Genomic DNA, 25,126 nt, shown 5'->3' with positions numbered 1-25,126 from the left:
GTTCTTTCAAGTGGCGGGGGCGGCAAGTCCTCGCCCCTCCAACGGGCCGAATGTTCCAATCACACACCGAACGACCGGAGAGATCAGGCAGACTATCCGCGGCGCCGGAATCGAAGTCGTTGAGGGAGTCCGCTTCTGGCGCAAGGCGAGCCTACCACGTCGCCACCAAACGCTTAGGATTCGAGCGTTCCCGTTAACCATCAATTAACTATGTGATCGCCTTTAATTGTATCTTGGAGGATACTGATTGGTGAAGAGGCGAGCTGCTCCAGGAGCATGAGACAAGGGAGCATTGTTCCACTGGCGCACCTGCCGCTTTCGCTCGTGCGCGACAGCCGAAATTGAAAAAAGGAAGCGACGGAATACCGTCGTCTCACCGGGAGGCGCCACCATCATGTTCGATGAGGAGCGCCAGAATGAAGATCGAAGAAGCAGTTGCAGCGGCGACAGCCGAAGCGAGCACGCTGTTGTCTTGCCTCGGCCAGCCTGTCGTGGCCTACCACGTCATGGAAATAATGCGAGAGCCAGACGTAGACCACGCTCGCGAGATGCAGCACGCCTTGATGCGACGAAGCATTGAGGCTCTTGTCGATGATGGCTTGGAGAACGTCGCCGCCAAACATTTTGCATCTCTGTTCAACGGTCGTGTCGGCTCGACCTGGAGACTCCTGCACTCACCCGGCGGCGCGCCGCACTGATATCGACCAAACCGGCCTCGCTCCAGGGCCCATCTTGATTCCGTCGGAGATGGAGCAGCTTCTGGTTCGTGCTGGACCTTCGCACGCTTGCCCCATCAGGCAGTCTCCCGTGCCTCACGACAGGCACGGCGGACGAGGCCATAGCTCCCACGCTCGCTCAAGGCGGCATGGGAGGATGAAACCAATTGACGTCGACGCCAACCGCCGAACCCGAAGCGGGACCTTTGCCCATCGCCGCACTGCTCGGCGCCATGGTGTCGATCCAGATTGGCGCCACCTTCGCCAAGGGCCTGTTTCCGCTGGTCGGCGCTCAAGGCACCACGGCGCTGCGGCTTGTCGTCGGCGCGCTGATACTGGCCGCCGTGCTGCGGCCGTGGCGGGTGCGGCCGTCGCGCGCGGTCTGGCCCTGGCTGCTCGCCTACGGGGTGACGCTCGCCGCGATGAACCTTATGTTCTATGCGGCGCTCACCACCATTCCGCTTGGCATCGCGGTGGCGCTCGAATTTTCCGGCCCGCTTCTGGTGGCGACGTTCTCGTCCCGGCGCGGCGTCGACTTTGCCTGGGTGGCGCTGGCTGTCGCCGGCATCGTGCTTTTGTCGCCCTTCGTCCATTCGCGCCAGGCGCTCGATCCGACCGGCGTGATGCTGGCGTTGGCGGCCGGCGGCTGCTGGGCGCTCTACATCATCATTGCGCAGAAGGCGGGCCCCGAACTTGGCGGCCTGACCACGGCCTACGGCATGGCCATTGCCGCCGTGCTGTCGCTGCCGTTCGGCGTGGCTGAGGCGGGGCCGGCGCTGGTCGCACCGTCGATCCTCGCCAGCGCGCTGGTCGTCGGGCTGTTCTCCAGCGCCCTGCCGCTATGGCTGGAGATGCTGGCGCTGACCCGGATGTCGGCCAGGCTCTACGGCACGCTGACCTGCCTGGAGCCGGCGCTGGGCGCGCTGGCAGGCTTCCTGTTCCTGCATGAAATCCTGGGCGGCCTGCAACTGGCAGGCATCGCCGCCGTGGTTGCCGCGGCCTTCGGCGCCGCCGTGACGACGAAGCCGCCGGTGCCGTCGCCCGAATAGGCGAACCGGCGCGACGGATGGCGCGTGAATTGTCTGCGAAAATCGTTAATCTGCCCCGGGGCACGGGGGTGGACATGTCGATTGTGCATCGATGGTTGTTTTACAAAGCGTTTCTCAAGGTGGAATTTTCCGGTTCCGCTCCGACGCTTGGCTGGCGGCTGCGCAGCCTGCTCAAGGGCCATCCATCCAAAGGCCTGGTGATGCTGGAAGACCGGGCCTACCGCGAGCATGACTTCTTCAACTTCACCCTGGAAAGGCGACGCAAGGCGACCTTCAACGCCCGCCTCGCGCAGGCACTTTTCAACAAGCTGGATCAAAAACTCTGGCTCGACCGTGTCATGCCGTCGGTGGCGCCGCCGACCACCCACTATCTTGCCGGGCGACAGCTCATAAGCCTCACTGGCGAAATCCTCGAGCTGGATGCGCTGTTGTCGCTTCTCGCCGAAAAAGGCGAACTGTTTCTGAAACCCGCAGGCGAGGGCAAAGGGAAAGGTGCCATGAGGCTGGTCCAGGTGCCGGACGGCATCCTCGTCAACGGCGATCGCGTCGAGCCACGACAATGGCTGGATGGCTTTTCCCGGAGCGATCCCACCGGCTATATCGTCTCGGACGTCATCGCGCAGGGACCGTGGAGTCAAGCCTATTTTCCCCGGACATTGAACACGCTGCGCGTGCTGACCGGCACGCACTTTTCGGACCACCGGGCAGCTTTGCTCGCGGCCACGATGAAGATGGGCCGGCCGGCAACCTATCCCACCGACAACTGGCAAACGGGCAGGGGCGGCCTCGCCGCCCGCGTGGACGTCGACAGCGGCGTTCTGGCTGCCGGCCTGTTCTACAATGCGCGGACCAGACGGCGGGATTCCCTTGAAGCGCATCCCGAAAGCGGCGTCCAGATTCGCGGCGCCACCATACCTGACTGGCAGGCCGTCAAATCGGCGATGCTGAGGCTAGCGGGCCTGTTGCCTTATCCCGGCCTCGTCGGCTGGGATGTTGCCCTGACGCAGGCCGGCATCGTCATCGTCGAGGCCAACACCGGCCCGGGCCTGGACATCCATCAATGCCACGGCAGCCTGAAACAGACCGCCGAGCAGCGCGGCTTCTGGGCCGAAATGCGCATGTAAGGCCGCGCGGTCGGTGGCGGGGGCCCTGTCATGCTTCGCCTGCACGGTCGGCGGCTCGATTGGTCTGCAAACGGGAGAATCGATGTATGAACATGGCCCATCGCAGGAGGTTCGAATGAGCACGCCGGGGACTGACAACTGTGCCTGAGCCAACCGTCTTCGCCGCGCTGGCCCTCGCCGTCATCCTGGCGGGTCTCGCCTGGTTCTGGCGGCACGCGCGTATTCGTCGCAAGGCCCGGCTTCGTGTAAATCCGGCGCACGACTACCCCTTGCGCCAGGATTGGTCGCGCAGCCGAAGCATCCTCAACCATTCGTCATTTGTCTATTTCGATGTCGATCGCGATGGCAGATACGGGCTTGGCGACCGGCCCATGGCCGGCATCATGGTCAGGCTGCACGACAGCAGCGGTCGCTTCAAATCGGCGGCGAGGACCAACAACAACGGCTTTGCCAATTTCGGCGTTTCCTACAAGCGCAGCAAAGTGCCCATCCATTCTCCTGGTACCTACCGGTTCACGGTTTCGATCCCACCCGGCTGGCGCACGAACAGCGCCAACGAGGTCCAGTCGCAGCACTTTCAGCCGCTGGCCGGCTCGCCCACGGGATTGGTTTCGGACGCGATGCTGCAGCCGGTCGGTCTTTTCCCGATACGGCGCCTCAGCGGGCGCGTGGCGGACCATGTGGCGGCGACCGTCTCGGCAACCAGGAACGGTAAGGTCGTGGCGGTGCATTCGCTTGGCGATGCAGCCGATTTTCGCCTGGATCTCCCAGACGATGCGGACGCGATCGACGTCGCCGGCCGCGGCGTCGCGCGCAGGCTGGCCCTGTCACCCTATCCGACCGACCTTGGCCTGCTCTCGCCCGAAATCGCCGTCATCGCCAACGACGCGCCGCTGCAAACGATCGGTTTCGACGATGTCACCACGCGCGGCTTGCGAAAAGTGCCATCCGGTTATGCCGGGTTCACCTGGTTCAACCTGAATGCGATTTCGCGCGACTACGTGAACAACGCCGAAGGCTATGTGAACGGCAACGTGTCGGGAGAGCACTCCTGCTATACCAGCAGCGGACACCCGGCCGAATTCGGCAGCGATATGCCGTTCGGATTTCACTCGGTCGTTCTGGCTGCGGCGAGTTCAAAGTCCGAGGGGGAAGTTGCCCTGGTGGAGAGCTGGCTTGGAGACCGGCTGATCGCCAGCGATGCCGTCACGCTCTCGGCGCTGACGCCCGTTCGCTACGCGCCGATGCTCGCGCAGGTGACGCGCGTGCGCTTTTCCACGAGGCACTACTGGCAACTCGTGCTGGACGATCTGGTGGTTACTCGCTGAGCTTAAATCGTAACGGAGGCTGGAGCATTTGCCGTGATTTGCGACAGCTTGCCGCTTTTCACAAGCAGCTTTGAGTAGGTCTTCTTCATTTTCAAAAGCTCCTTGTCGCGGGGAATATCGGACGTCAGCTGATACTCAAGACAGTGACGCACATCCTATCCCAAGGTCACCACAGGCAACCCTTCCGGACGATCCGGGTTGCTTGCTAGACTTATCCCGGAAGAATGACGGAAGCCGGAGCGTTTGCCGTGATTTGCGACAACTTGCCCTTTTTCACAAGCACTGGCTTCGAATAGGTCTTCTTCATTTTCCCACTCTCCAATGTCGCAGGATAATGTCGGACGCCAGCTGAGTGGCGCACATGCTATCCCAAGGTCACCACAGGCAACCCCTCTGGGTTGCCCGCTAAGCTTAAGCCGGAAGAATGACGGAAGCCGGAGCGTTTGCCGTGATGAGCGACAGCTTGCCCTTTTTCAAAAGCACTGGCTTCGAATAGGTCTTCTTCATTTTTCCCACTCCAATGTCACGCGATAATGACAGACATGCCGGTGCTGTCAACCGCGCCGCCATGCTCCGTCCACCAGAAGTAACGAGGAGGCTTAACTACAACCGCATGCCGCGGAGCCATTCTGACACCCCGGATTCTGCCTCATTTGCATCTTCCCCTGGGGTCGCAAGAATGGTGCTGTCGGGGCATAAATCTTCGAAATCGCGCCAGAAACCCGCTAGGGGCCGACTGAGACATCCTCCAATGTCACAGTCGGGCCGCATGGCGTTTCGCGATCATCCTCTATTGATTGATCTCGGGTTCGACGAGCTTTGCCAGGTTTCGCAGCGACTCCTGCCAGCCGAGATAACAGGCCTCGGCTGGAATGGCGTCCGGTATGCCCGCCTGCGTGATGTCCAGCTCCGTGCCGACAGAGACTTTCTTCAATGTCACGGTGACCTGTATCTCGCCCGGCAGGTTGGGATCGTCGAATCTGTCCGTGTAGCGAACGCGTTCACCCGGAACGAGCTCGAGATACTCGCCGCCAAATGCGTGGCTGTTGCCCGTCGTGAAGTTTCGAAAGGACATTTTGAATGTACCGCCGACTTTTGCCTCCAGATGATCAACCGTGCAGGTGAAACCATTGGGCGGAAGCCATTTCGCCAGCGCATCCGCCTCTATGAATGCGCGATAGACCTTTTCCGGGCTGGTTGTCAGAACGCGGTGCAGGCGTACGGTGCTGGGCATATCGTTTCTCCTATGATTAGCGATTTGTACTCCTAGGACGAGCGGGACTCGGCCAATCCGACACGAGTGGCGAATTTTTTGAAAGCGTGTCCGCAGACCTCACAGCTCTTTCTCCGCCAATTCCCGGAACGCGTCGGGCACCGAACGCGCCGCTTCCAGCGCCACCGCGCCGTAGCCGACGGCGTCCTTGCCGAAGCGCTGGCGGATCTTGTCGACGGCGCGGTCGGCGCCAAACCGCGCCAGGCCCTTTTTGGTGCCGGGCCTCCGCTTGTCGTCGTCGAGACCGAGCGGCAATTCCAGCTGCAGCTCGGCACTTTCCTCGAGCTGCGACACCGAAATCGCCAGCAGCGATATGGTCTTCTCGCCCGGGTGCGCGGCAAGCACGCCGCGCACCAGATCCTCGGCGATCTCGGCCAGCATCGCGGTGGCCGAAATCGGCTGGTCTGATGTCACCGAGCGCGTCACCGCGCGAAGGTCGGCGAAGCGCACGCGCACCGTCACCGTGCGGCCGGGCCGCGCCTTGGCCCGCAGCCGGCTGGCGACGCGGTCGGCCAGATGCAGCAGCACCGGCACGAAGATTTTTTCTTCGGCCGGTTTCCTGCCAAGCGCCGACTGGGCGCCGGCCGAGTGCGCCCGGCGATGTGTCACCAGCTTTCGCGGGTCGCGGTTCCACGCCAACGCGGCGAGCTTTTCGCCGGCGGCCGGACCCAGCAGCCGCTGCAGCGCCCCGCTGTGCGTCTTCGCCAATTGCCCAATGGTCTCGACGCCGATCTCGGCCAGCCGCGCCTTGGTCGCCGGTCCGACGCCCCACATCAGCCCGACCGGCAAATCGTGCAGGAAGGCGAGCTCGCCGGCGGGATCGACCACCACCAGCCCGTCGGGTTTTGCCACTTGCGAGGCGATCTTGGCCAGATGCTTGGTGCGCGCCACGCCGATCGAGATCGGCAGGCCGAGTTCCGCCCGCACACGGCGCCGCACCGTGGCGGCGATCTCTTCCGGCGAACCGAACAGATGCGTGCAGCCGGCGACGTCGGCAAAAGCCTCGTCGATGGAAATCCGCTCGACCAAAGGCGTGAAATCGGCGAGCACTTTTATGGCGGCGTCGCCGAGCCGCTGGTAGTCACTGAAATGACCGCCGACGAAGAGCAGCTGCGGGCAGAGTTCGCGGGCCTTGCGCCCAGGCATGCCGCCACGCACGCCGAAACCCCTGGCTTCGTAGGAGGCTGCCAGCACCACACCGCCGCCGACGGCAATCGGTTTGCCGCGCAAGGATGGATCGAGCAACTGCTCGACCGAAGCGTAAAAGGCGTCGAGATCCGCATGCAGGATGGTAGCGCTGGTTTCCATCCGACCGTTCGCCTTTGCGGCGTTGCAGCATGAGCCGCGTCTGTTTTGAAGGGGCAGTTTTGCGAACAAATAGAGAACAAACAGGACTCGTTGTCAAGCAGGCGATCCAGCGATACGCAGCCCGTTTGAAATTCCGGGGATGGTCGGCTATTGCCGAACTGCATCCCGTTCGATGAAGCGCGGGCGTTGCAGACCGACGGCAGTTTGGGCAGTGCTTTCCTCTCTCAAGACTTGGGCGCGCGGCATCAAGCGCGACGTGGTTGCGCTCTGGATCGCAGCCCGGGATCCGCGCGTGCCCTGGTATGCAAAATTTGCTGCCGGCGCCGTTGCCGCTTATGCGCTGAGCCCGATCGACCTGATACCGGATTTCATTCCGGTGCTCGGCTACCTCGATGACCTCATCATCGTGCCGCTCGGCATCCTGCTTGTGGTCAAGCTCATCCCCGCATCGCTGATGGACGAATTCCGGCAAGAGGCGATCCAGCGCGAGGCTCGACCGAAGAGCTATCTCGGCATGGCCGCGATAGCACTCATCTGGCTGGCGTTGGCTGCCTGGTTGGCCTGGCTGTTCTGGCCCCGTCGCTAGAACACCGGGAATGACGCCGCGCGCCCAGACGCGCGGCGCCTGGGTCATCAGCCCTTGATGAAGGTGAGGAGGTCGGCGTTCACCTCATCCTTCTGGGTGGTGCACAGGCCGTGCGAACCGCCCTTGTAGACCTTCAGCGTCGCGCCCTTGACCAGCTTCGCCGACAGCAGCGCCGAGTCGGCGATCGGCACGATCTGGTCGTCGTCGCCATGCAGGATCAGGGTCGGCTTGTCGAACTTCTTCAAATCCTCGGTCTGGTCGGTCTCCGAAAATGCCTTGATGCAGAAATAGCTGGCGGGCATGCCGGCCATCATGCCTTGCAGCCAGAAGGCATCGCGCACGCCTTCCGAAACTTTCGCGCCGGGCCGGTTGTAGCCGTAGAACGGCATGGTCAAATCCCTGAAGAACTGCGAGCGGTCGCTCAGCACGCCCGTGCGGATGCCGTCGAAGACATCGATCGGCAAACCGCCGGGATTGGCCGCCGTCTTCAGCATCAGCGGCGGAACCGCGCCGATCAGAACCGCCTTTGCCACCCGCCCGGTGCCGTGGCGGCCGATATAGCGGGCGACTTCGCCGCCGCCGGTGGAATGGCCGACATGGATGGCGTCCTTGAGGTCGAGTTGCTGCACCAGTTCGGCGAGGTCATCGGCATAAGTGTCCATGTCGTTGCCATGCCATGGCTGGCTCGACCGGCCGTGGCCGCGGCGGTCATGGGCGATGACGCGGTAGCCATGCGAGGCCAGGAAGAACATCTGGTCTTCGAAGGCATCGCTGCTCAACGGCCAGCCATGACTGAAGACGACCGGCTGACCCGCTCCCCAGTCCTTGTAGTAGATTTCGGTTCCGTCCTTGGTGGTGATGGTGCTCATGGTCCTTGCTCCTTGCTGATGAGAGGTTGCGGAACCGCCGGTCGCGGCGGTCGAGCCGAGTGCGGCAATCAACGGCAGCGTCGCCAAACCGGCGAGCATGACCTGCCGCCGCGAGATGGTGCCGGTGGGTCGAGGTTGATCGGACGAGGTGACGGGCAGGGCTTCCTCCTGTGTGGTCGTCTTGTTTTTATCGCACGATTAGATCGTGCGCGATATAAAATGCCGCTGCACCGATGTCAAGCGCTTGCGATAAGATCGCGCACGATATATATTCACGAACGCTTGATGAGGTTCAGCATGGCCGCCCAGAAAACTCCGCCGAAATCCGATGCCCAGGATCAGGACGACGCGTTGCGACTGAGCGAGTTCCTGTGTTTCGCGGTCTATTCCGCCAGCCATGCCTTCAATCGCGTCTACAAGCCGCTGCTGGACGAACTCGGGCTGACTTATCCGCAATATCTGGCGATGGTCCTGCTGTGGGAGCGGGACGATCAGACGGTCGGAAGTCTCGGCGAAAAGCTGTTCCTCGAATCAAGCACGCTGACGCCTTTGCTCAAGCGGCTGGAGGCGTTGGGCCACATCAGGCGAACCCGTGATCCGAACGATGAACGCCAGGTGCGGGTGCGGCTGACCGACAAGGGGCGAGCGATCCGCGAAAAGGCGAGGGCGGTGCCCGCTTGCATCCTTGAAGCGTCGGGCCTGGAGATCGACGAACTGCGCCGGCTCCGCAGCGAGATCGCCGCTCTTCGCAATGCCCTGGAAGACCATAGCCGCGCCTGAACGGGGGCGCCGCACCCACCGCGCAACAAAGAGTGTTCCACCGGGAACATTGTCGATCGCAGCAGCGTTCATAGCATGGAAATGAAGGGACGTTGTTTGTGGAGCCTGACCATGGGCGACTTCGAAATCATCGATCTTGTTTGCGTCGTCGACGCCTGCGCGACCGGCCGCGCCGCCGGGCACTTGGTGTCGATGGCCAGGGCGGTGGAAGAGTTGCGGGTGCTGACCGGGGATTTCGTGTCGCCGGACGAGACGGTGGCCAACGCCCTGTCGACGGTGGCGCTGGAGCGCGGCTGCGCGGTTCTGTTCGACGAACAGGCGGGCGCCGACATCCTGCGAACACCGTAGGCCTCGTCCACGGCCACCCGCGAATTGCGGCGAAGTCCGATCCGGATGCGCAGCCAACTGCTGAAGCGATTGTGACTTCAGGTGTCGCCGACATTTATAAGCAATTTCAATCGGTTGTGGCGATTTGCCGAATCGGTTTGGCAAGCAGCCCAGCGTCGCATTTGTCTAAAGTTTCTACGATATGCATTAGCATTTCGATATGTTCGTGTTCTACATTGATCCTGCGGTGGTGCGATCCAGGAGGAGGAATCATGACATCCAGAAAGACACTTTTCGCCGCGCTTGCCGCGTTCGCACTCATGGCATCGCCGGCATTGGCCGGCGCCGGCGGCAATGGTGGTGGTAACGGTGGTGGCCACGGCAACGGCGGTGGCAATGGGGGCGGGGGCGGCAACGGCGGCGGCAATTCCGGCAAGAGCGGCACGCACAGCAATTCCGGCAAGAGCAGCGCGCATGGCAAGTCGGCATCGGCCAAGTCAGCATTGACCAAGTCAGCATCGACCAAGTCAGGCAAGAAGGCCGCGACGGTGGTCGCCGTGGATGACGTTGAAGTCGCCGCCTTGCCCAAGGAGAAAAACATCCACGCCAAGCTTGGCCGGCTGAACTCGCTGCAGCGCAACGTCAACGCCTATATGAATTCCAAGAGCCCGAAATTCGCTGCCGTCCAGGCCTTTGTGATGGCGTCCGCCAGCGCCCAGCTCGCCGTGGCCGCGGCTGAAAAGGCGGCCGCTGCGGCGGTCGACGCCCAGGCCAAACTGGACGCCCTGAATGCGAAACTGGACGAGGTGAATGCGCTGACGCCCGAACAAGTCGCCGCACTGCCGGAGGATGAGCAGCCGGCGGCCCTGGAAGCGCAGATCGCGGAACAGGAAACCGCGGTCTCGGATGCCGAAGCAGCGGCTGCCGCGGCCCAGAAAGAGGCTGACGAAGCAGCTGTCGGCACCGACGACGCATCGCTTGACGCAGCACTTGCCGACATGGCCAACAAGCCCGTCGACGCAGAGGTCACGGACTGGGCCAAGGATGTGCTTGCCGACAAGATCGACGAGGTGGCCGACAAGCTGGAAGCGGCTCAAGCGGCAGCGGCAACCGATCCGGTTGCTCCGGCTGATCCTCTGGAGCCGACGACCACCGAATAGTGCCTGAGACCAAGATTTGCCGCCGGGTTTCGACACGGCGGCATTTTTGTTGGCTGGCTGCGCCACTTCATTCCCGTTTCGCCATGCGATCACGGGGGGAAGAGGCTGCTAACCCCAGGTACGGCATGGAAAATCTCTGATCGCTGATATACTCTCCCCAATGTCGGGGTTCGACATTGGGGAGAAAATGACATGCCTAGAATTTCGGAGCTTTTTTTCAAAACAGCCGTGGTGTTTCTCATCGTGGGGATCGCGGCCGGCCTGGAGATGGCGATCTCTGGCAATCACGGCACCTTCCCGGCGCACGCGCACATCAATCTTCTGGGATGGGTCACCAGCGCGATCTTCGGTGGCTACTACGCGCTCAATCCGGCAAAGGCCGAGCGCCGGATCGCCATGATCCACTACGGGCTCTACACGCTTGGCCTGGTGATCATGTTGCCGGCTCTGTACCTGATGCTGCAGGGCAACCCGGCGCTTGAGCCGATCGTCGCCGGCGGCTCGCTGATTGTCGCCGCTGCCGTGCTGGTCTTTGCTTTCGTGGTCTTCTCGCCCGAAACCCAGCGCTCGGCCTCGGGGATACCTTCGGCCTTGCGCTGAAGCCACGTCAGGACGCGGGGCTGAATCTATCGGTCATCCCCGCGCTTCTTGGCCTGATCATGACGCGACGTGGCGACGCTGCGTGACGCCGGTGAAACATTGATCGACTGGCCACACTCAAGAGGCACTAGCGGCACTGCGTCCGCGCCGGCGTTCTCGTCCAGCGGTCCTGGAGGACAGCCCGTTTGCTCAGGATCAGGACTTACGGCCAGTTTGACAGCAGTGTCTCCATCTCGACCGTCTCGACCTGCTGGCCAAATCTTTGGTGATAGACCGTCAGCAACGCGTCATGGGTCGCGTCCGAGGAACTGCACAGCGCGTCAGTAACAAGAACCACCCGGTAGCCAAGGTCGATAGCACCGAGCACGGTGGCAAGCACGCACACATCCGTCTCGCCACCGGTGACGATCACCGTGTCGACGCCGCGTGCCGCCAGATGCGCTTGCAGCTTGCCTTCAGGCCATGGCGAATAGACATGCTTGTCGACCACAATTGCCGGCGGGCAATACCGCGCCAGCGACGGCAGCAACTCGATCATCTCCGGCCCAATGGTCTCGATCGTCATCGAAGCCCAGCGCTCATAGTAGCGCTTCCAGGTTCCCACGCCTTGCCCGGGCCGTTGCGCCGGCAAGAAGCGTGTGAACACGGTCTCGCGGCGATGTCTGTCGACAATGGTCTCGATGACGGGAAGAACGCGTGAAATCCACGGGGTTGCCCATTGCGAGGGTTCGGCAAATAATCTCTGCATATCGACGCACAGATGGACGCTGCGATCCCCGATCGGTCCGTATGCAAGGCCTTGAGCGGACATCCGTGCGTCTTTCCGATTGCGGCTTGGAGGAGATTGCTGAAACGCCGACGGCGTGCCCTCGTTCCTTGCCGCAGCGGTGGCATTGCCTGTTGCGATGCCTGAACGGCGGTTAACCACTTCGCCATGCCAGACCGAACCATCGGTTGTCCTGGCCGTTTACCGCCATGGAAGATCGCCAACCTAGATTTCGCTGTCACCCGGAACCGTCCGGCACATGGACGGTGTGGGATGACGTCGCCGATGCGCCGGCGGCCCTGGGAGGATGTATCCTTCTCGGTCGCCCATGGCAGCGCGCCAAGGCGGCCCGCGATGTGCTGAGGCGGATCTACGACAGTCACCTGGAGGCACGGTCGCTTCGCCGGCTAGCGAAGCCCTCAACCCCGGCGGTGCAGCGGGTCGACGAGCTGATCTCCTCGATCCGTGCCCGCTCTGTGGAAGATGCAAAATAGGGCGATTGCGATATTGGGCGGGGTCCAAGTCGAATCGGAAAACTCCAAGAACGAAATGCCACGCCGGCACAGGGATACTTGGCCTGGACTGCAGCCTGTGGTTGTCACGCAAGTCGTCACCGCGTCGCCGACCCCCGACCGCTGGGCTTCTTCTGTATTATTTCGTGACCGTTTGACCGGAACCATCCATCGCAACGCACGTTCGGGCCTATTCGCGATGCCTCAGGCAGACATGGCAAGCGAAGAGGGCGGGGAGGCAAAACAGGTGGGGGAGGAGCAATACACCATGTCGAAACGAGAAATCGGAACGTCTCCCGCATTGGGGAAGCGTGTCGTCGATCTGACGGCCAGGATGCGAAACGCCCGGATTACCGAGAATGAGATGAAAACCTTCCACAAGGTTGCTGCCATCATGGGGAATGGCGAAGGCTCCCTACGCCTCGATCCCGACGACCTGATCGCCGCGTCCTTCGTTACCGAAGCGCTGGGCGATACCCCGTCGAATTGACAGCCGGTTGCACGGCGATCATCCCCCCTGAAAATGCGAGGATTTGTGCCGTTGGAGCGTCATTGCTCGTCGATGCCTGGCCGGCGGCTTGACAATGCGGTTGCCGCGCGTGTTGCTCCTCGCAACCGAAACGGGTGGGGGTGGCGATGAAAAGAATCTACGAAAAGCCGGTGCTGACCAAGCGCGAGAAGCTATCGACGGTGATTGCGGCGATATCGTCCCGCTGATCGAACGCAATGCATGTCGCCCAAAAGCAGCGGTTTTGGGACAACGACATGCGTAAAGACAAAGGCTTGAAGCGCGTCGACTGAATCCGTTTCAGCGCGACGCGCTTTAAGTTCGGCTGGCCGTTGCTCTTGCCTGAGCGACGGAAAGGTCGAGCGCATTGCCGATCCGGTAGCGTTCGCCCAGAGTTCACCCCGCTGGCCCAGCCGGCGGGGTTTTTGCTTGTCGATGGTTGCGGTCAGCTGTGGCCGACAAAAGCCGGAATCCGTTCGACATCGTCTCTCGTCAGGCCGGCCGCCAGGCCGAACTGGCCGACGAAAACCAGGCTGTTGAAAGCCAGGCCGGCGGCCATGGCCAAAGGCACCTGCCAGACCGGCATGCCGGTGCCGGGCGCGTGGACGGCAATGCGCAGGCTGACGCGCCAGGATTCGGAGGCCAAGCGCCGCAGCGCCTTCGCCATGCGCGCGGGGCGCGAGATGGAGGTCAGGGCGGCGTATTTGCGGTCCGCGTCGCGGCCGGTGACCAGCGCCCGCCACACAAAGAACCTCAAGCCGCGCGGCGGATAGTGGCTGGCCAGCGCCTCGACCCTGACCATGTCATGGCCCTCTGCCCGCAATTGCTGGTTCAGCAGCGTGCAGGAGACCTTGAAGCCGTTGTTTTGCGGAAAGGGATGGCTGGCGAGCCAGCTTCGCCTGAGCGCGCAATTGTTGGCATTCATCGCGCGTTTGGCGGCAAAGCGCCGGTCCTGGTCGCGAAGTGGAAAGATCCACAGCAGTGCGAAGGTCCGCGAGGCAAAGTCGTCATGGCCAAGATAGGTATGGCCGTTCACCGCCACCGTGCGCGCATCCCGGAACGGCTGCAGCAAGGCCGGCAGCCAGCCCGGCTCGGCGACGGTGTCGGAATCGTTGAAAATGACGATGTCGCCCGTCGCCTCGGCAATCCCGCGGTTCTTCAGCTCGTAATAGCGCCCGTCTGGCAAAGCGGCGAAGACCACCGTCGCGGCCATGCCGAGCTCCGGCACCCTGGCGGTGATCTCGCCTTGCAGAAGCGGCGTCTCGCCGACCTCTCCGGGATGGACGAAGATCACTTGCGGCTTTGCCGCATATCCGAGATCGGTCGCGGCTTTTATCTCGCGGGCAAGTGCGGCGATGCCGACGCCGACCTCATGCCAGTCGATGGTCCCGGCATTCTCCATCTCGACGACGATCGAATAGCTTTCGCGCACCATGTCTTCGTTACCCCGGCCCTGAGGCCGCAGCCATACCCGATTGCGCCGGCCTTTGCAGCCATCCGCACGAAAAAGCTGCCAGCGTTCCCGTCAGACCCTGTAGCGCAGGCTGACGCTTCGCTCACACTTCATCGAAAGGCCTGCCGCGCCTGGCAGGGTCGCGTGCAATGGCGGCTTCCTCGGCGTCGTCAGGCAAGGCCTCGTCGCTGTTCTGGTAGGCATTGTCGTCGTCCTCGTCGGGTAGTTCGCCGTCTTCGTCTATGTCGGCGCCTTCGTCTTCCGGCACGCTATCGGGCAGGATTTTCGCGCCCCGGATCGGGTCCCGCTCCGTTGCTGGCCAGTCCTGCTGCTCCGGCGCTGGGGCTTCGACCTCGTCGTTGGTTCGCGGCTTTCTGCGCGGTTCCATCTTGGCCTCCTTGTCTGGAACTTGCCTCGTCTTTGAACTCATGATTGCGCCTGCCGGTTCCATTTGGAGGAACCGGCGGCGTTGCCGCATACGGGAACCAAATGCTTCGGTCTGCCTTGGCAAGGGAGACTATCGCGAGAAAGGAGCCCGACATGAAACCGCTCGCCCTCTTGCCATACGCGCTGATGCTGGCGCTGGCCGCCCCGGTGGCCGCTCAGACCAACGACCAAAGCGATCAGGCGCCTGCGCAGTCCGGAGATTGCCAGGTCGAACCGCAGGGCCAGAACGGCGTGCAGAAGCCGCCGGACGACGCCAACAGCAATCTGACGGGAAAGCTCGATCCCTGCGACGGCGTGTTGCAGCCGCCGCCCACCGGCGACCAGGGCATGACCGCGCCGCCGCCGGACCAGGGCAGGACCCCTGTGATCAAGCCCGGCGAGGTGCCGGCGCAGCCGCCGAAGCAATAGACCCCCGAACCTTGGTTCGGAACGGTCATGGTCAAACAAAAGGCTTTGCGACTGCCGACGAATCGTCAGGCGCGGTCGTTGCTTGCATTGCGCGCGCGTTGCGGGCGGCCTTGGCTTCGCGCAGCGCCGTCACCGGGTCGACGCCGGTCCACAGGATGCCGGCTGCCTCGGCGAAGCTCATGAACGCCCGCCGCGCCTGGTCGGTGGTGAGATGCCCGGCGCGCGCCGCATCGCAGGCCCGCAGCGCCGTGGCATGGATCGGCCCGCGCCGCGCCGGCGGCCATTCCTTCAGAAAATTCTGCATCTGCGCCAGCGAGGCAATGTCGCGTTTGAAGCCGGCACCGACGGCAATCGCCACAGGGGCGTGGAACAGCATTTCATCCATATCGAAGACCTCCCGCAAAGTATTTGCAGCGCCTTCAATGCGGATGGGGCCGATGCGGTTCCCGCAGGGGATGACCGACCGATCAATTAGCCGTCTCTGACGGAACAAGAGGCTTGCCTTGGCGTTTGCCTATCGAGCTCGTCAACTGACCAATGAATATCCCTGCCCAAAAGCGGGGAAGGCGAAGCTTGCGTTAAACAGGAGAGAACCATGAAAACCATTTTGATTCATAGCGTTGCCGGGCTGGCTCTGTTGGCCGGTATCAGCACGGCCGTTGCCGACGAGGTGATTGTCGTGCCCTCACAGCAAGAGGTGATCGTCACGCCTGAACAGCAGACGGTCATCCGCGAATATGTGCAGAAGAAGCCGCTGGCCTCGGTCAGTCTTCTGGGTGTGGAACTGAATGTCGGCTCCACTGTGCCTGATACGGTCGAGCTTCAGCCGATCGATGTTCCCGAAGTCCAGTACAGATATGTGGTCGTCAATGATCGCACCGTGCTGGTTGACCCCGGCACACGCAGGATCGTTCAGGTTATTGAATGATCGGACTATGATCCCAAAGAGCGGAAACCGGTTTTTGGAAAAAGATCATGATCAAATGCTCCGCCCGCCGTTTCCTACCAAGAGGGAGCGGCGGGCGTTGCCGGAACGGTCGATCGTTTCGTCTCAGGATGGAAAGGAGCTGTTCCCATGTTGCCGCATATCGAGAAGTTGCCGCATGTTGAGAACGTGGCCGCGTCCGTCGACAAACTGCTTGCCGAAAAGCGCACTGCCCTTTTGTCGATGAGGGATGCGATTGCAATATTGCGCGAGCGCACCGGAACCGAGCGCTCGGACGCGGATCTGGCAGGGCTGATCACCAAGAAGGCCGCACTCTTCGGCGTTGCGGTTTTGTCGGACAGAGACTGAGTTTGCCACTCAAGACGCCGGTCGAAAATTCGGCTAATGTTGCTGGGGATTTGGACCCAACCACGGAGGCAACAGTGACGGACGACAGGCAGGAACGCATTCGCCAGCGGGCACACGCAATCTGGGAAAAAGCTGGCCGGCCCGAAGGCGCGCATCAGCAGCATTGGGACCAGGCCGCGGCCGAGGTCGACGGTGAAGGCAAGAAACCGAAAGCCAGGGCGGCTCCGAAGAAAGCTGCGGCTGCGACGGCTGCCAAGCCCAAGGCTGCCGCGAAGCCGGCTGCCGCTGCCAAGCCCAGCAAAGCCAAGCCCAGCAAAGCCAAGTAAGGCTAGCCGGCTCTGCCATCCACAATGGGCTGGAGTGTGGTCTGCCTAAGCCGCTGATCTGCAGGCGGAACGGCGCGATCTCAGGCCGCAGCCGATCGGCATGAGCGCGCGAAGGCCAGGAAGATCACGCCTCCCAGGCGTAGCTGGAGAGCGCGAAGCGGATGCCGGCCGCTGCCATGGCCAGCTCGCATTCGGTGATCCGGCGCAGATTGCGGAGATAGCGCGCCACGGTCTCATGCAGCCGGTTGGTGCAGGCTTCGACGTAAGCGAGGCTATGGACGAGGATGCCGCTCGACAGCCTCTCGTCCTTCTCGGCAATGACTTTCCGGTACTGGCGGATGAAGCGGATGTCGTCGGCGATGTCCTGGCTGGCCATGCGCCAGGCACCCGCGAGACGTTCCCTGCGGTCGATCGATAACGTTGATATCAGTGGACGGGAAAGGTCGGCGAAGGCTGAGTGGTTTGCGGTGCTCATACAGGTCTCCCGTGGGATCGGGCATAGTACGTAATGTACGAAATTGAGTCAAGCAGATCTCGTACAATTTGAACGAATTTGGTTCAATTAGGGAAGGCCTGGCCCAGACATTTTCTGGCGCCATCGGCAAAAAACACCTTCCCCATCGCCGCGAACAGTGCTTTAACGCCCGCATCCACAGGGGTGCTCCGTACGGTCGGGGCTGAGACGGGGGCGGCAAGCCCACAGACCCTAGAAGCTGATCTGGGTAATACCAGCGGAGCGAGGCGGGCGATGTTTTCTGGCGCACAGATTTCCCTATACCCCATGGCCGACGATTTCGTCGGCGTCATTCTTGGCGCGCTCGGCGCGCTCGATCCTTATCGAGACCGGCTGCGGATCGAGACCGACGACATCTCGACCTTGCTGGTCGGGCCGCCCGAAGCGCTGTTTGCGGCCATGCGCGATCTATTTGTGGCGGCGGCCGCCAGCGGCAAACATTGCGTTCTGTCGGCGGCGATCTCGCGCGGTTGCCCAGGCGAACCGGACGATCCGATTTGCCGCACGGACGCGCTCAGTGAACCTGTCGGGCCGCTTGGCATGCGCAAGGATGCCGCCATTGCAGCGGTGCGGACGTCAGGCGCGACCGGCCAGCCGGCGGCGGCACAATTCTCGCTCTATGTCATGGGCACCGACGACCACATGGACGAGATCTACGGCTGCATCGACTTCCTGAAACAGTCCGGCGTCTACGAGCGCTCCAAAAACTTCTGCACCAAATTGCGCGGCGACGCCGGCGCGGTGTTTTCGGCGCTGAACGAAGCCTTCTGCCGCTTCGGGCCGGGCGCCGGCCACGTAACCCTCGACGTCACGGTATCGGCCAACAGCCCGTCCGCTGTCTGAGCTGCTTCTTACGCGCGCTGTCGAGGATCCTGCCGTGGCTGTTACGCCCGCTTCATTTCATGGGGGAGATGCTCCCGCTTCTGACCTTGCCCCACAAGGGAGCGGGGGAACTTCGACAATTGGCGAAAGCCGCGGCGACATCCAATCTCCCCCCTTGTGGGGGAGATGCCTGGCAAGGCAGAGGGGGGCGCTGTCCCGCCGGCTTGTCAACTGGTTGCATCTACGGCCTTCGGGACAATGTTCGAAAGTCGGCATTCCTTCGCGCCCCCCTCTGTCCTGCCGGACATCTCCCCCACGAGGGGGGAGATCGGCTGTCATCGCCGCAATCACCAGGGCAGCACCGGCCATCGTCTCGGTCGGGCTGCTCATCCTGGCGTGGGAACTTTATGCCCGCTTCTCCGGCATCAAGCCGACGATATTGCCGGCGCCGTCGCGCGTGTTCGAACAGGCGCTGTTGAACCGCGACGCGCTGCTCGACAATGCCATCCCCACCATCCGCGCCACATCAGCCGGTTTTGCCTGTTCGCTCAGCGCTGCATTCCTGCTGTCGGTGCTGGTCGATTTCTCGCCGTCGCTGCGCCGCGCACTGTTTCCGCTGCTGATCGTCAGCCAGACCTTGCCGCTGATCGCCATCGCGCCGCTGGTGGTGCTGTGGTTCGGCTTCGGCCTCACGCCGAAGATCATGCTGGTCGCGCTCGTTACCTTCTTTCCGATGATGGTGGCGCTGGTCGAGGGCTATGAGGCGACGGAGAAAGAAATCGGCCAGATGCTGCGCGCCATGGGGGCTGGGCGCAGGCGCGTCTTCCTCCTGGCGCGGCTGCCTTCGGCGCTGCCCTATTTCTTCGCCGGCCTGCGCATTTCCATCACCTATGCCGTCGTCGGCGCGATCTTCGCCGAGTATGCCGGGGCGGCGAAGGGACTGGGCATCTACATGCTCAACGCCAAGAACAATTTCCGCCCCGATCTGGTGCTGGCCGCCGTCGGCGTCAGTGCGGCGCTGACGCTGATCCTGTTCGCTATCACGGTGCTGGTTCAGCGCCTGGCCATGCCGTGGCAGCGAGCTGGGAAAGAACCGGCCGGGGAAGGGCCTTCGCGATGACCCGGCTCGAACTGCGCCACGTCAAAAAACGCTTCGGCGCTCTCGACGTGCTGGCCGACATCTCGCTGACCGTCGGCGCCGGTGAATTCGTCTCCATCCTCGGGCCCTCCGGCGCCGGCAAGTCGACGCTGTTCCAGCTATTGACCGGCGCGCTGAAAGGCGAGGGCGACATGCTGTTCGACGGCGTGCCGCTCGACGACCATGGCAGGCACTTTGCCTTCATGCCGCAACGCGACGCGCTGATGCCGTGGCGGCGCATCATCGACAACACCACGCTCGGCCTCGAGGTGCAGGGCGTCGGACGCAAGGCTGCCCGCGCCCGCACAGCACCCCTGTTTGCCGAGTTCGGGCTTGAAGGCTTCGAGCGGCATTATCCCTCGGAACTTTCCGGCGGCATGCGCCAGCGCGCCGCGCTTTTGCGCACGGTGGTGCAGCAGCGCGAGATGCTTTTGCTCGACGAGCCGTTCGGCGCGCTCGACGCGCTGACCCGTGCGGCCATGCAGCGCTGGCTGCAAGGCATGTGGCAGCGCCACCGCTGGACGGCGCTGCTGATCACCCATGACGTGCGCGAAGCCGTCTTCCTGTCCGACCGCATCTATGTGCTGTCGGCGCGCCCAGCCCGCATCGTCAGTGAGATCAAGGTGCCGCCGCGCGGCTCCGGCGCGGACGCTGAGCGCGACGCCGCGGCGCTCGAAGCCGAGATCCTCGACACGCTGCTCAACCCGCCTCGCCATTCCAAGGAGATGATGATGACTGAATTCACACGCCGCCAGGCCCTGCTGCTGACGCTGGCTGCCGGGCTGCCCACACGCGCTTACGCGGCGCCGCAAAAGGTCACCGTCGCGCTCGACTGGACCGTCAACACCAATCACATCGGCCTCTTCGTTGCCCGCGACAAGGGCTTTTATGCCGAAGCCGGGCTGCAGGCCGAAATCCTGCCCTATGGCGACACCGGCGCCGGCACGCTGGTCGCCAACCGCATCGCCGATTTCGGCATCGCCGGCGCCGGCTTCTTCACCCAGCGCGCCGCCGGCGCCGATCTCAAGGCGGTCTATGCAGTGGTCCAGGCCGAGACCGGCCGGCTGGTGTTCAACGCCGCGCGCACCGACATCAAGAGCCCCAAGAATCTCGACGGCCTGACCTATGGCGGCTTCGGCAGCGCCTGGGAAAACACGCTGATCTCGACCATGATCCGCCATGACGGCGGCAAGGGCAATTTCGAGACGGTGACGCTCGGCACCTCCGCCTATGAGGCGCTGGCCAACGGCTCGGTCGATTTCACGCTGGAGGTCTCGACCTGGGAAGGCGCCAAGGCCGAGCTGGAAGGGGCGAAGCAGCGCACCTTCCGCTACGCCGACTACGGCGTGCCCGACGAGCACACCACCTTCATCGCCTCCAGCGATGGTTTTCTCCAGGCAAACCCGAAGGCGGCCACTGCATTCGTCGAAGCGACGCGGCGCGGCTATCAGTTCGCCGTCGATCACGCGCAAGAAGCAGGCGATCTGCTGATCGCTTCCAACAAGGACGCCTTGACCGACCCGGCGCTGATCCACGCTTCGCTGAAAATGCTGGTCGACGGTCACTTTTTGCGCAGCCAAACCGGCGTCATCGGCACCATCGACAAATCGAAGGTCGAAGCGATGGGCACCTATCTCTTCAACGCCGGCATCCTGCTTGATGGAGACGGGAAGGCGCTGAAGGAACGTCCGGATTTTGCGTCGTATTTCAGCAACGCGTATCTGGGCGCCTAATCTCCCCCCTTGAGGGGGAGATGGCCGCGAAGCGGCCAGAGGGGGTTGGCCCGACTGGGCTCGACTTACTCCTGCAGATGGAGGTCGGCGCTTCACGCGCGGCGACCCCCTCTGTCGCCTCCGGCGACATCTCCCCCTCGAGGGGGGAGATCACGCCGTCACCGCGATCTACATATCGATCATCGAGCGCTTCACCCGCCCGATGATCGTGATGGCGCCTTCGAGTTCCGGGGGCGGGATCTTCATGTAGGAGGCCGGCTGGAACGGCGGGTTCTCGTTGGGGCGGTAGCGCTTGTAGGTGGCCTGGCCGCTTTCGTCCGAGATGACATAGCAGCCATTGGTCACCAGCCGCTTGTCCCTGAGGTTGACGAAGATGATCGAATCCGGCGGCGAGATCTTGTTCATCGACGGGCCGTCGACGCGCAGCGCGATCCATTCGCCTTGCTCGAGGTCGGTGGTGGGGATGGTCGGATAGTCGCTGAGATTGACCACCGTGTCCTGGCTGCCGAGCTCGCCGGCGCTGATCCATGAGATAACAGGCACGTCGACGGTGGCGGGCATCGGCATGACGATCGGCGCGCCGGCCTGGTCGAAGCCGAAATGGCCGTGGCCGCCGGCATGGTCGCCGTTGAACAGCAGCCAGCCGGGATCGACGCCGAACAGCCGGCCGTATTTCTCCGCCGCCTTGCGCGACAGCGGCCGGTTGCCGTTCTCGTGGCTGATCAGCGTGTTCTTGTTGATGTCGCGCAATACCCGCGCGGCATCGCTCGGCGAGGCATAGCCCGCCTCGGCCCGCGCCTGCTGCAATCTGTGCTTCGGTTCCTGCATTCGTACATTTTGCCTGAATTTTATCGTCCAAGGTGTACGATTTTGCTTGCGCAATGTTCGTACATATTGTACGAACAAACCATGAACGAGGCAAAAATCATTTCCGGCATGCCAAAAATCATTTCCGGCGTGAACGCGCGCTTCGTTCTTTCCCATTCGTCCGGGCCGTCCTCCTCCCCGGCCTGGACGAGAACCGGGGCTGATGTCCCGGATCCGGTCGTGTCACCCCTGGCGACCGGAACGGCCGGAGCCGTTCCTCCCCCGGCTCCGGCCACCCTTTTTGGCGAAGGTACCGCCGGCACTCTCGCGCAGGGCACATCCTGCATCCGCACCGAGGACGGCACCGTCATCCTGTTCGACCGGCGCACGGGCAGGGCGGTGTCCGCCGCCACCAGGCACGCCGCCGAAGCGGCCATGCTGCGCCTCGCGAGCCCCAGCACCGCCTGACGGGCCGGCTCCTCCATCGATTTTCACCCACGGTCCTCGGGCCGGGCGTGCCTTCGCGTGGCCGCGCGCAACCAATGGATATCGACATGACCGCCTACACCGACACCGAACTGCACGAGATCGCCGTCTGGCTCAGGGACGGCCTGTCGGCGTCGAAGATCGCCACCCGGTTTTCCACGCTGCGCGGCAGCCCGGTGTCACGCAATGCCATCATCGGCATCGTCCACCGCAACCAGGCGCTGAAGACTATCGGCTTTGCCAACCCCAAGGGCGGCCGGTCCGGCGGCCGGCCGAAAAAATTCGCGGCTGGCCACGCGGGCAAACCGGCAAGGCTTGCCGCACCGCCGGGGCAAGCAAAGCTGCCGGGGCAAGTGAAAGCCGCTGGGCAGTCCAAGCTGCCGGCGCAAGCAAAGCTGCCCGGGCCGGCCTGGCTGCCGCCGCGCCTGTTCCTGCGCGAGGCAGGCCTGGTGCCCGAGGGCGAGGCCTATCGCTTCAAGGTGCCGGCGCCGCGCCCGCGCGTCATCGGGCGCCAGCCGCATTTTGCCGCCATGCGCTTCATCGACTGCCTGTTCGGCCGCTGCCGCGCGCCGCTCGACCTGACGCTGGAGGAAGACCCCGACAACGACGCCCCCGGCAGCCGGCCGGGGCCGGACATGCTGTGCTGCGGGCTGCGCACCCGCGCGCTGAAGAGCTACTGCACCTATCACCAGGCGCGCTTCCGCCGGCCTGTGCCGGAGGCGGCATGAGCACCGCCGGCGGCATGTCCTGGGGCGAGCTGGCGCTGCTGCCGGAGCTGCCAATCTCCCCCCGTGTGGGGGAGATGCCCGGCAGGGCAGAGGGGGGCGCGAAGGAACGCCAACTTCGCTGTGCCCCGTTGCCGAGCGAAACTGGCGATGCGCGACTCCGAATGATCGACAGGTCGGCGGGACAGCGCCCCCCTCTGTCCTGCCGGACATCTCCCCCACACGGGGGGAGATCGAGCCTTCATCGCGGCCTTCGCATACCTTCAATTAGCTGCTCCGGTGCAAGCAGCAACCGTGGCGGCCAGCTCAGGAGGCCACGATGAGCGAGCGGCCGTTCATGCAGCTCTATGTCTCCGATTTCGTCGGCGACACGCTGCAGCTCTCCACCGAACAGATCGGCGCCTACATGCTGCTGTTGATGGCGATGTGGAATGCCGGCGGCAGCCTGCCGGACGACGACACCAGGCTGGCGCGCGTGGTGCGCATGTCGCTCAAGAAGTGGCGCGCCATCAGCGCCGACCTCTTGGTCTTCTTCGAGCGCGCCGATGGCGTCCTTTGCCACAACCGGCTGACCCGGGAGCTCGCCAAGAGCATGGTCAAAAGCGAGGCGAGGGCTGCCGCCGGCGCGCGCGGCGGTGCCGCCAAGGCCTTGAAAACACGAGGCGTGGGCGTGGCAAATGCCTGCCCTTCGCCACAGCATCTTCCAGAGTCCAGAAACCAGAAGGAAAAAGCTGCCGCTTTTTCCCGGGAAAACGCTCAGCGTTTGTCCCCCGAAAACGCCAAGCCTTTTCCAGAGCGTACTCCAAGGCCAAGAAAACCCGGCTGGCATCAACCAAAGACCCATACCGACGCCGCCAACACCATCATCGAGGAGATCAAACCCATGACCGCAGCCGAATTGCAGCAGGCGGCCAAAGCGCTGGCGGCGATGTTCTCATGCTTCCCGCAATCCGCCCTGGCTGATGTCGAGATGCAGATGCGCGGCTATCTGGCCGCCGTGCAGGATGCCGAGCTCGCCGACGTGCAGGCCGCCATCCAGCGCTTCATCCGCGGCGAGGCCAAGACCGACAACGCGCAGTTCTGCCCCTCCAGCGCGCAGCTGTCGATCGAGGTGCGCGAGCGCCGCCTGATGCGCGAGCTGATCGCCAAGCGCAGCGTGACGCTGGTGAAGGCGTAAAGCACCTCTACGACAAGTCGGCGGGACAGCGCCCCCCTCTGTCCTGCCGGACATCTCCCCCACAAGGGGGGAGATTGGCAGCCTCGCCCGCGCCGCCTTTCCCGCAACGTTGGCGATTGGCGAAAGCCGGCGCGACATCCGATCTCCCCCCTCGTGGGGGAGATGTCCGGCAGGACAGAGGGGGGCGCGAAGGATCGCCAGCCTCGCCAGCCATCGGCCACAACTCCACAAGGACCCCACCCATGAGCAAAAAAACCGCCCAGAAAACCAAACCCAAACCGCCAAAGCTGCCCAGGGGCGAGGCCGAGCAGGTGCGCATCCGCAAGGAGGTCGGGCATGATTTCGCGCTGAAGGACGATGCCTTCGGCCGCAAGCGGCTCGCCACCGGCACGCTGGAGGCGCGGCGCGTCTACGAGGTGTCGAATGACGGCTACACCTCGACCGGCGGCATCGTGCGGGTCACCGGCATCACCTCGCTGTCGCGCCAGCAGCGCGAGGCGGGCATGCGCTACCGCGAGGACTTTCGCTCATCAGCGCAGGATGGCGTCAAGCCGATGACCTGGACCGAGCGCGTCGACGGCGGCCGCTTCGGCGGCGGCGTCGCCGACCGCATCCTGTCCGCCGGCCGCGCCCACGCCGACGCCACCCGGGCGCTCGGCCACTGGGAGGTGGCGGGCGTGGTGCAAAAGGTCTGCTGTACTGGCGAGTCGGTGAAGAGCCTTGCGCAACAGAGCAGCGAACCGCGCGACGTGGTGACCAAGCTGCTCAAGATCGGACTGGATATTCTGGCCGTGCACTATGGGATGATGCTGATGCGCAAGCCGCGGTGAGGTTTACTCGCAGGCAACGCGATCAAACCGACCCAGGCCGTCCGGATCATTCGACCACTC

Annotated in this window: 31 protein-coding genes, 1 pseudogene and 1 riboswitch; of the genes and pseudogenes, 22 read left to right on the top strand and 10 right to left on the bottom strand. The window is 63.4% G+C overall.

All coding sequences use genetic code 11. The features are described 5' to 3' along the window. Positions 1-416 precede the first annotated feature (416 nt). The 4 genes from LHFGNBLO_RS28370 (at position 417) to LHFGNBLO_RS28355 (ending at position 4,217) form a co-directional block, all read left to right on the top strand. On the top strand, positions 417-698 hold the full coding sequence (locus LHFGNBLO_RS28370) for a hypothetical protein (RefSeq protein ID WP_258602582.1): 282 nt from the start codon (positions 417-419) through the stop codon (positions 696-698). A gap of 185 nt (positions 699-883) precedes the next feature. After that, positions 884-1,765, top strand: a complete 882-nt coding sequence (locus LHFGNBLO_RS28365; protein WP_258602581.1) for an EamA family transporter — start codon at positions 884-886, stop codon at positions 1,763-1,765. Positions 1,766-1,782: 17 nt separating this feature from the next. Beyond that, a complete protein-coding gene (locus LHFGNBLO_RS28360) occupies positions 1,783-2,889 on the top strand; it encodes a sugar-transfer associated ATP-grasp domain-containing protein (protein ID WP_258602580.1) in 1,107 nt (368 codons plus the stop codon). 371 nt (positions 2,890-3,260) lie between these two features. Next, a complete protein-coding gene (locus tag LHFGNBLO_RS28355) occupies positions 3,261-4,217 on the top strand; it encodes a hypothetical protein (protein WP_258602579.1) in 957 nt (318 codons plus the stop codon). Between the two features lie 411 nt (positions 4,218-4,628). Here the strand turns inward: LHFGNBLO_RS28355 and LHFGNBLO_RS28350 are convergent, their stop codons facing one another. The 3 genes from LHFGNBLO_RS28350 to dinB all read right to left on the bottom strand — a co-directional run bounded on the left by LHFGNBLO_RS28350 (position 4,629) and on the right by dinB (position 6,798). Next, positions 4,629-4,724 carry a putative RiPP precursor gene (locus tag LHFGNBLO_RS28350; RefSeq protein ID WP_258602578.1) on the bottom strand — a complete coding sequence of 32 codons (96 nt, stop codon included), beginning with the start codon at positions 4,722-4,724 and terminating at the stop codon, positions 4,629-4,631. A 283-nt stretch (positions 4,725-5,007) separates the two neighbouring features. Beyond that, positions 5,008-5,451, bottom strand: a complete 444-nt coding sequence (locus LHFGNBLO_RS28345) for an SRPBCC family protein (RefSeq protein ID WP_258602577.1) — start codon at positions 5,449-5,451, stop codon at positions 5,008-5,010. Positions 5,452-5,550: 99 nt separating this feature from the next. Further along, a complete protein-coding gene (gene dinB, locus LHFGNBLO_RS28340; protein WP_258602576.1) occupies positions 5,551-6,798 on the bottom strand; it encodes a DNA polymerase IV in 1,248 nt (415 codons plus the stop codon). Positions 6,799-6,970: 172 nt separating this feature from the next. Here dinB and LHFGNBLO_RS28335 point away from each other — a divergent pair, with 172 nt between their 5' ends. Continuing rightward, positions 6,971-7,384, top strand: coding sequence for a YkvA family protein (locus LHFGNBLO_RS28335; protein ID WP_413774652.1), 414 nt, complete (start codon positions 6,971-6,973; stop codon positions 7,382-7,384). 47 nt (positions 7,385-7,431) lie between these two features. On the opposite strand, the gene LHFGNBLO_RS28330 is transcribed toward LHFGNBLO_RS28335, so the two are convergent. Further along, the gene (locus tag LHFGNBLO_RS28330; RefSeq protein WP_258602574.1) at positions 7,432-8,253 is read right to left on the bottom strand and encodes an alpha/beta fold hydrolase; all 822 of its coding nucleotides are present in this window, start codon (positions 8,251-8,253) and stop codon (positions 7,432-7,434) included. 297 nt (positions 8,254-8,550) lie between these two features. Between LHFGNBLO_RS28330 and LHFGNBLO_RS28325 the strand changes: the two genes are divergently transcribed. The 4 genes from LHFGNBLO_RS28325 (at position 8,551) to LHFGNBLO_RS28310 (ending at position 11,120) form a co-directional block, all read left to right on the top strand. Continuing rightward, the gene (locus LHFGNBLO_RS28325) at positions 8,551-9,033 is read left to right on the top strand and encodes a MarR family winged helix-turn-helix transcriptional regulator (RefSeq protein WP_258602573.1); all 483 of its coding nucleotides are present in this window, start codon (positions 8,551-8,553) and stop codon (positions 9,031-9,033) included. A gap of 111 nt (positions 9,034-9,144) precedes the next feature. After that, positions 9,145-9,381, top strand: a complete 237-nt coding sequence (locus tag LHFGNBLO_RS28320; protein WP_258602572.1) for a hypothetical protein — start codon at positions 9,145-9,147, stop codon at positions 9,379-9,381. 251 nt (positions 9,382-9,632) lie between these two features. Continuing rightward, positions 9,633-10,520 carry a hypothetical protein gene (locus LHFGNBLO_RS28315; protein ID WP_258602571.1) on the top strand — a complete coding sequence of 296 codons (888 nt, stop codon included), beginning with the start codon at positions 9,633-9,635 and terminating at the stop codon, positions 10,518-10,520. A 192-nt stretch (positions 10,521-10,712) separates the two neighbouring features. Then, positions 10,713-11,120: a hypothetical protein gene (locus LHFGNBLO_RS28310; protein WP_258602570.1), complete on the top strand. Its 408-nt coding sequence runs from the start codon at positions 10,713-10,715 to the stop codon at positions 11,118-11,120. Between the two features lie 202 nt (positions 11,121-11,322). Here LHFGNBLO_RS28310 and LHFGNBLO_RS28305 read toward each other — a convergent pair whose 3' ends face one another. Then, positions 11,323-11,931, bottom strand: a complete 609-nt coding sequence (locus LHFGNBLO_RS28305) for a cysteine hydrolase family protein (protein WP_258602569.1) — start codon at positions 11,929-11,931, stop codon at positions 11,323-11,325. 735 nt (positions 11,932-12,666) lie between these two features. On the opposite strand from LHFGNBLO_RS28305, the gene LHFGNBLO_RS28300 reads away from it, so the two are divergent. After that, positions 12,667-12,888: a hypothetical protein gene (locus LHFGNBLO_RS28300; RefSeq protein WP_258609935.1), complete on the top strand. Its 222-nt coding sequence runs from the start codon at positions 12,667-12,669 to the stop codon at positions 12,886-12,888. 463 nt (positions 12,889-13,351) lie between these two features. Here LHFGNBLO_RS28300 and LHFGNBLO_RS28295 read toward each other — a convergent pair whose 3' ends face one another. Both LHFGNBLO_RS28295 and LHFGNBLO_RS28290 read right to left on the bottom strand, forming a co-directional pair. After that, entirely contained in the window at positions 13,352-14,341 is a 990-nt protein-coding gene (locus LHFGNBLO_RS28295) for a glycosyltransferase (RefSeq protein ID WP_258602568.1), read from the bottom strand. Positions 14,342-14,462: 121 nt separating this feature from the next. Continuing rightward, positions 14,463-14,747, bottom strand: coding sequence for a hypothetical protein (locus LHFGNBLO_RS28290; protein ID WP_258602567.1), 285 nt, complete (start codon positions 14,745-14,747; stop codon positions 14,463-14,465). A gap of 152 nt (positions 14,748-14,899) precedes the next feature. Here LHFGNBLO_RS28290 and LHFGNBLO_RS28285 point away from each other — a divergent pair, with 152 nt between their 5' ends. After that, complete coding sequence (locus LHFGNBLO_RS28285; protein WP_258602566.1) at positions 14,900-15,214, top strand: hypothetical protein; 315 nt, start codon at positions 14,900-14,902, stop codon at positions 15,212-15,214. Between the two features lie 31 nt (positions 15,215-15,245). Here LHFGNBLO_RS28285 and LHFGNBLO_RS28280 read toward each other — a convergent pair whose 3' ends face one another. Then, complete coding sequence (locus LHFGNBLO_RS28280; RefSeq protein ID WP_258602565.1) at positions 15,246-15,599, bottom strand: DUF982 domain-containing protein; 354 nt, start codon at positions 15,597-15,599, stop codon at positions 15,246-15,248. 210 nt (positions 15,600-15,809) lie between these two features. Here LHFGNBLO_RS28280 and LHFGNBLO_RS28275 point away from each other — a divergent pair, with 210 nt between their 5' ends. The 3 genes from LHFGNBLO_RS28275 (at position 15,810) to LHFGNBLO_RS28265 (ending at position 16,834) form a co-directional block, all read left to right on the top strand. Beyond that, the gene (locus LHFGNBLO_RS28275) at positions 15,810-16,142 is read left to right on the top strand and encodes a DUF1236 domain-containing protein (protein WP_258602564.1); all 333 of its coding nucleotides are present in this window, start codon (positions 15,810-15,812) and stop codon (positions 16,140-16,142) included. 147 nt (positions 16,143-16,289) lie between these two features. Further along, positions 16,290-16,508, top strand: coding sequence for a hypothetical protein (locus LHFGNBLO_RS28270; RefSeq protein ID WP_258602563.1), 219 nt, complete (start codon positions 16,290-16,292; stop codon positions 16,506-16,508). A gap of 74 nt (positions 16,509-16,582) precedes the next feature. Then, positions 16,583-16,834 carry a DUF2934 domain-containing protein gene (locus LHFGNBLO_RS28265; protein ID WP_258602562.1) on the top strand — a complete coding sequence of 84 codons (252 nt, stop codon included), beginning with the start codon at positions 16,583-16,585 and terminating at the stop codon, positions 16,832-16,834. 124 nt (positions 16,835-16,958) lie between these two features. On the opposite strand, the gene LHFGNBLO_RS28260 is transcribed toward LHFGNBLO_RS28265, so the two are convergent. Then, positions 16,959-17,309 (bottom strand): hypothetical protein, encoded by a 351-nt coding sequence (locus tag LHFGNBLO_RS28260; RefSeq protein WP_258602561.1) that lies wholly within the window; start codon positions 17,307-17,309, stop codon positions 16,959-16,961. Between the two features lie 169 nt (positions 17,310-17,478). Then, positions 17,479-17,592, top strand: a riboswitch (TPP riboswitch). On the opposite strand from LHFGNBLO_RS28260, the gene LHFGNBLO_RS28255 reads away from it, so the two are divergent. From LHFGNBLO_RS28255 to LHFGNBLO_RS28240, 4 genes and pseudogenes are all read left to right on the top strand, one after another. Continuing rightward, the gene (locus LHFGNBLO_RS28255; protein WP_258602560.1) at positions 17,583-18,191 is read left to right on the top strand and encodes a Ykof family thiamine-binding protein; all 609 of its coding nucleotides are present in this window, start codon (positions 17,583-17,585) and stop codon (positions 18,189-18,191) included. It overlaps the preceding riboswitch by 10 nt. A gap of 316 nt (positions 18,192-18,507) precedes the next feature. Continuing rightward, on the top strand, positions 18,508-19,290 hold the full coding sequence (locus tag LHFGNBLO_RS28250; RefSeq protein ID WP_258609934.1) for an ABC transporter permease: 783 nt from the start codon (positions 18,508-18,510) through the stop codon (positions 19,288-19,290). Further along, positions 19,287-20,047 (top strand): annotated as a pseudogene (locus tag LHFGNBLO_RS28245) (ABC transporter ATP-binding protein). Before LHFGNBLO_RS28250 ends, LHFGNBLO_RS28245 begins: the two are co-directional and overlap by 4 nt. After that, positions 20,040-21,041 (top strand): ABC transporter substrate-binding protein, encoded by a 1,002-nt coding sequence (locus tag LHFGNBLO_RS28240; RefSeq protein WP_258609933.1) that lies wholly within the window; start codon positions 20,040-20,042, stop codon positions 21,039-21,041. Before LHFGNBLO_RS28245 ends, LHFGNBLO_RS28240 begins: the two are co-directional and overlap by 8 nt. A gap of 168 nt (positions 21,042-21,209) precedes the next feature. Here LHFGNBLO_RS28240 and LHFGNBLO_RS28235 read toward each other — a convergent pair whose 3' ends face one another. Then, positions 21,210-21,869, bottom strand: coding sequence for a helix-turn-helix transcriptional regulator (locus LHFGNBLO_RS28235; RefSeq protein WP_258602559.1), 660 nt, complete (start codon positions 21,867-21,869; stop codon positions 21,210-21,212). Between the two features lie 81 nt (positions 21,870-21,950). On the opposite strand from LHFGNBLO_RS28235, the gene LHFGNBLO_RS28230 reads away from it, so the two are divergent. From LHFGNBLO_RS28230 to LHFGNBLO_RS28215, 4 genes are all read left to right on the top strand, one after another. Beyond that, complete coding sequence (locus LHFGNBLO_RS28230) at positions 21,951-22,316, top strand: hypothetical protein (protein ID WP_258602558.1); 366 nt, start codon at positions 21,951-21,953, stop codon at positions 22,314-22,316. Between the two features lie 86 nt (positions 22,317-22,402). Beyond that, on the top strand, positions 22,403-23,062 hold the full coding sequence (locus tag LHFGNBLO_RS28225; protein ID WP_258602557.1) for a GcrA cell cycle regulator: 660 nt from the start codon (positions 22,403-22,405) through the stop codon (positions 23,060-23,062). Between the two features lie 316 nt (positions 23,063-23,378). Further along, positions 23,379-24,236, top strand: a complete 858-nt coding sequence (locus LHFGNBLO_RS28220; protein ID WP_258602556.1) for a YdaU family protein — start codon at positions 23,379-23,381, stop codon at positions 24,234-24,236. A 242-nt stretch (positions 24,237-24,478) separates the two neighbouring features. Then, positions 24,479-25,066 carry a DUF6456 domain-containing protein gene (locus LHFGNBLO_RS28215; protein WP_258602555.1) on the top strand — a complete coding sequence of 196 codons (588 nt, stop codon included), beginning with the start codon at positions 24,479-24,481 and terminating at the stop codon, positions 25,064-25,066. Positions 25,067-25,126 lie beyond the last annotated feature (60 nt).

This window comes from Mesorhizobium sp. AR10, assembly GCF_024746795.1.
Taxonomy (GTDB): Bacteria; Pseudomonadota; Alphaproteobacteria; order Rhizobiales; family Rhizobiaceae; genus Mesorhizobium.
This window is presented reverse-complemented; position numbering and strand designations above follow the sequence as displayed.

Excerpts from the sequence above, each read along its gene's own strand:
- LHFGNBLO_RS28370 (WP_258602582.1), top strand. The coding sequence starts at position 417 with ATGAAGATCGAAGAAGCAGTTGCAGCGGCGACAGCCGAAGCGAGCACG.
- LHFGNBLO_RS28360 (WP_258602580.1), top strand. The coding sequence starts at position 1,783 with ATGGCGCGTGAATTGTCTGCGAAAATCGTTAATCTGCCCCGGGGCACG.
- LHFGNBLO_RS28355 (WP_258602579.1), top strand. The coding sequence starts at position 3,261 with ATGGCCGGCATCATGGTCAGGCTGCACGACAGCAGCGGTCGCTTCAAA.
- LHFGNBLO_RS28350 (WP_258602578.1), bottom strand. The coding sequence starts at position 4,724 with ATGAAGAAGACCTATTCGAAGCCAGTGCTTTTGAAAAAGGGCAAGCTG.
- LHFGNBLO_RS28345 (WP_258602577.1), bottom strand. The coding sequence starts at position 5,451 with ATGCCCAGCACCGTACGCCTGCACCGCGTTCTGACAACCAGCCCGGAA.
- dinB (WP_258602576.1), bottom strand. The coding sequence starts at position 6,798 with ATGGAAACCAGCGCTACCATCCTGCATGCGGATCTCGACGCCTTTTAC.
- LHFGNBLO_RS28335 (WP_413774652.1), top strand. The coding sequence starts at position 6,971 with ATGAAGCGCGGGCGTTGCAGACCGACGGCAGTTTGGGCAGTGCTTTCC.
- LHFGNBLO_RS28330 (WP_258602574.1), bottom strand. The coding sequence starts at position 8,253 with ATGAGCACCATCACCACCAAGGACGGAACCGAAATCTACTACAAGGAC.
- LHFGNBLO_RS28325 (WP_258602573.1), top strand. The coding sequence starts at position 8,551 with ATGGCCGCCCAGAAAACTCCGCCGAAATCCGATGCCCAGGATCAGGAC.
- LHFGNBLO_RS28320 (WP_258602572.1), top strand. The coding sequence starts at position 9,145 with ATGGGCGACTTCGAAATCATCGATCTTGTTTGCGTCGTCGACGCCTGC.
- LHFGNBLO_RS28315 (WP_258602571.1), top strand. The coding sequence starts at position 9,633 with ATGACATCCAGAAAGACACTTTTCGCCGCGCTTGCCGCGTTCGCACTC.
- LHFGNBLO_RS28310 (WP_258602570.1), top strand. The coding sequence starts at position 10,713 with ATGCCTAGAATTTCGGAGCTTTTTTTCAAAACAGCCGTGGTGTTTCTC.
- LHFGNBLO_RS28305 (WP_258602569.1), bottom strand. The coding sequence starts at position 11,931 with ATGTCCGCTCAAGGCCTTGCATACGGACCGATCGGGGATCGCAGCGTC.
- LHFGNBLO_RS28300 (WP_258609935.1), top strand. The coding sequence starts at position 12,667 with ATGTCGAAACGAGAAATCGGAACGTCTCCCGCATTGGGGAAGCGTGTC.
- LHFGNBLO_RS28295 (WP_258602568.1), bottom strand. The coding sequence starts at position 14,341 with ATGGTGCGCGAAAGCTATTCGATCGTCGTCGAGATGGAGAATGCCGGG.
- LHFGNBLO_RS28290 (WP_258602567.1), bottom strand. The coding sequence starts at position 14,747 with ATGGAACCGCGCAGAAAGCCGCGAACCAACGACGAGGTCGAAGCCCCA.
- LHFGNBLO_RS28285 (WP_258602566.1), top strand. The coding sequence starts at position 14,900 with ATGAAACCGCTCGCCCTCTTGCCATACGCGCTGATGCTGGCGCTGGCC.
- LHFGNBLO_RS28280 (WP_258602565.1), bottom strand. The coding sequence starts at position 15,599 with ATGGATGAAATGCTGTTCCACGCCCCTGTGGCGATTGCCGTCGGTGCC.
- LHFGNBLO_RS28275 (WP_258602564.1), top strand. The coding sequence starts at position 15,810 with ATGAAAACCATTTTGATTCATAGCGTTGCCGGGCTGGCTCTGTTGGCC.
- LHFGNBLO_RS28270 (WP_258602563.1), top strand. The coding sequence starts at position 16,290 with ATGTTGCCGCATATCGAGAAGTTGCCGCATGTTGAGAACGTGGCCGCG.
- LHFGNBLO_RS28260 (WP_258602561.1), bottom strand. The coding sequence starts at position 17,309 with ATGAGCACCGCAAACCACTCAGCCTTCGCCGACCTTTCCCGTCCACTG.
- LHFGNBLO_RS28255 (WP_258602560.1), top strand. The coding sequence starts at position 17,583 with ATGTTTTCTGGCGCACAGATTTCCCTATACCCCATGGCCGACGATTTC.
- LHFGNBLO_RS28240 (WP_258609933.1), top strand. The coding sequence starts at position 20,040 with ATGACTGAATTCACACGCCGCCAGGCCCTGCTGCTGACGCTGGCTGCC.
- LHFGNBLO_RS28235 (WP_258602559.1), bottom strand. The coding sequence starts at position 21,869 with ATGCAGGAACCGAAGCACAGATTGCAGCAGGCGCGGGCCGAGGCGGGC.
- LHFGNBLO_RS28230 (WP_258602558.1), top strand. The coding sequence starts at position 21,951 with ATGAACGAGGCAAAAATCATTTCCGGCATGCCAAAAATCATTTCCGGC.
- LHFGNBLO_RS28225 (WP_258602557.1), top strand. The coding sequence starts at position 22,403 with ATGACCGCCTACACCGACACCGAACTGCACGAGATCGCCGTCTGGCTC.
- LHFGNBLO_RS28220 (WP_258602556.1), top strand. The coding sequence starts at position 23,379 with ATGAGCGAGCGGCCGTTCATGCAGCTCTATGTCTCCGATTTCGTCGGC.
- LHFGNBLO_RS28215 (WP_258602555.1), top strand. The coding sequence starts at position 24,479 with ATGAGCAAAAAAACCGCCCAGAAAACCAAACCCAAACCGCCAAAGCTG.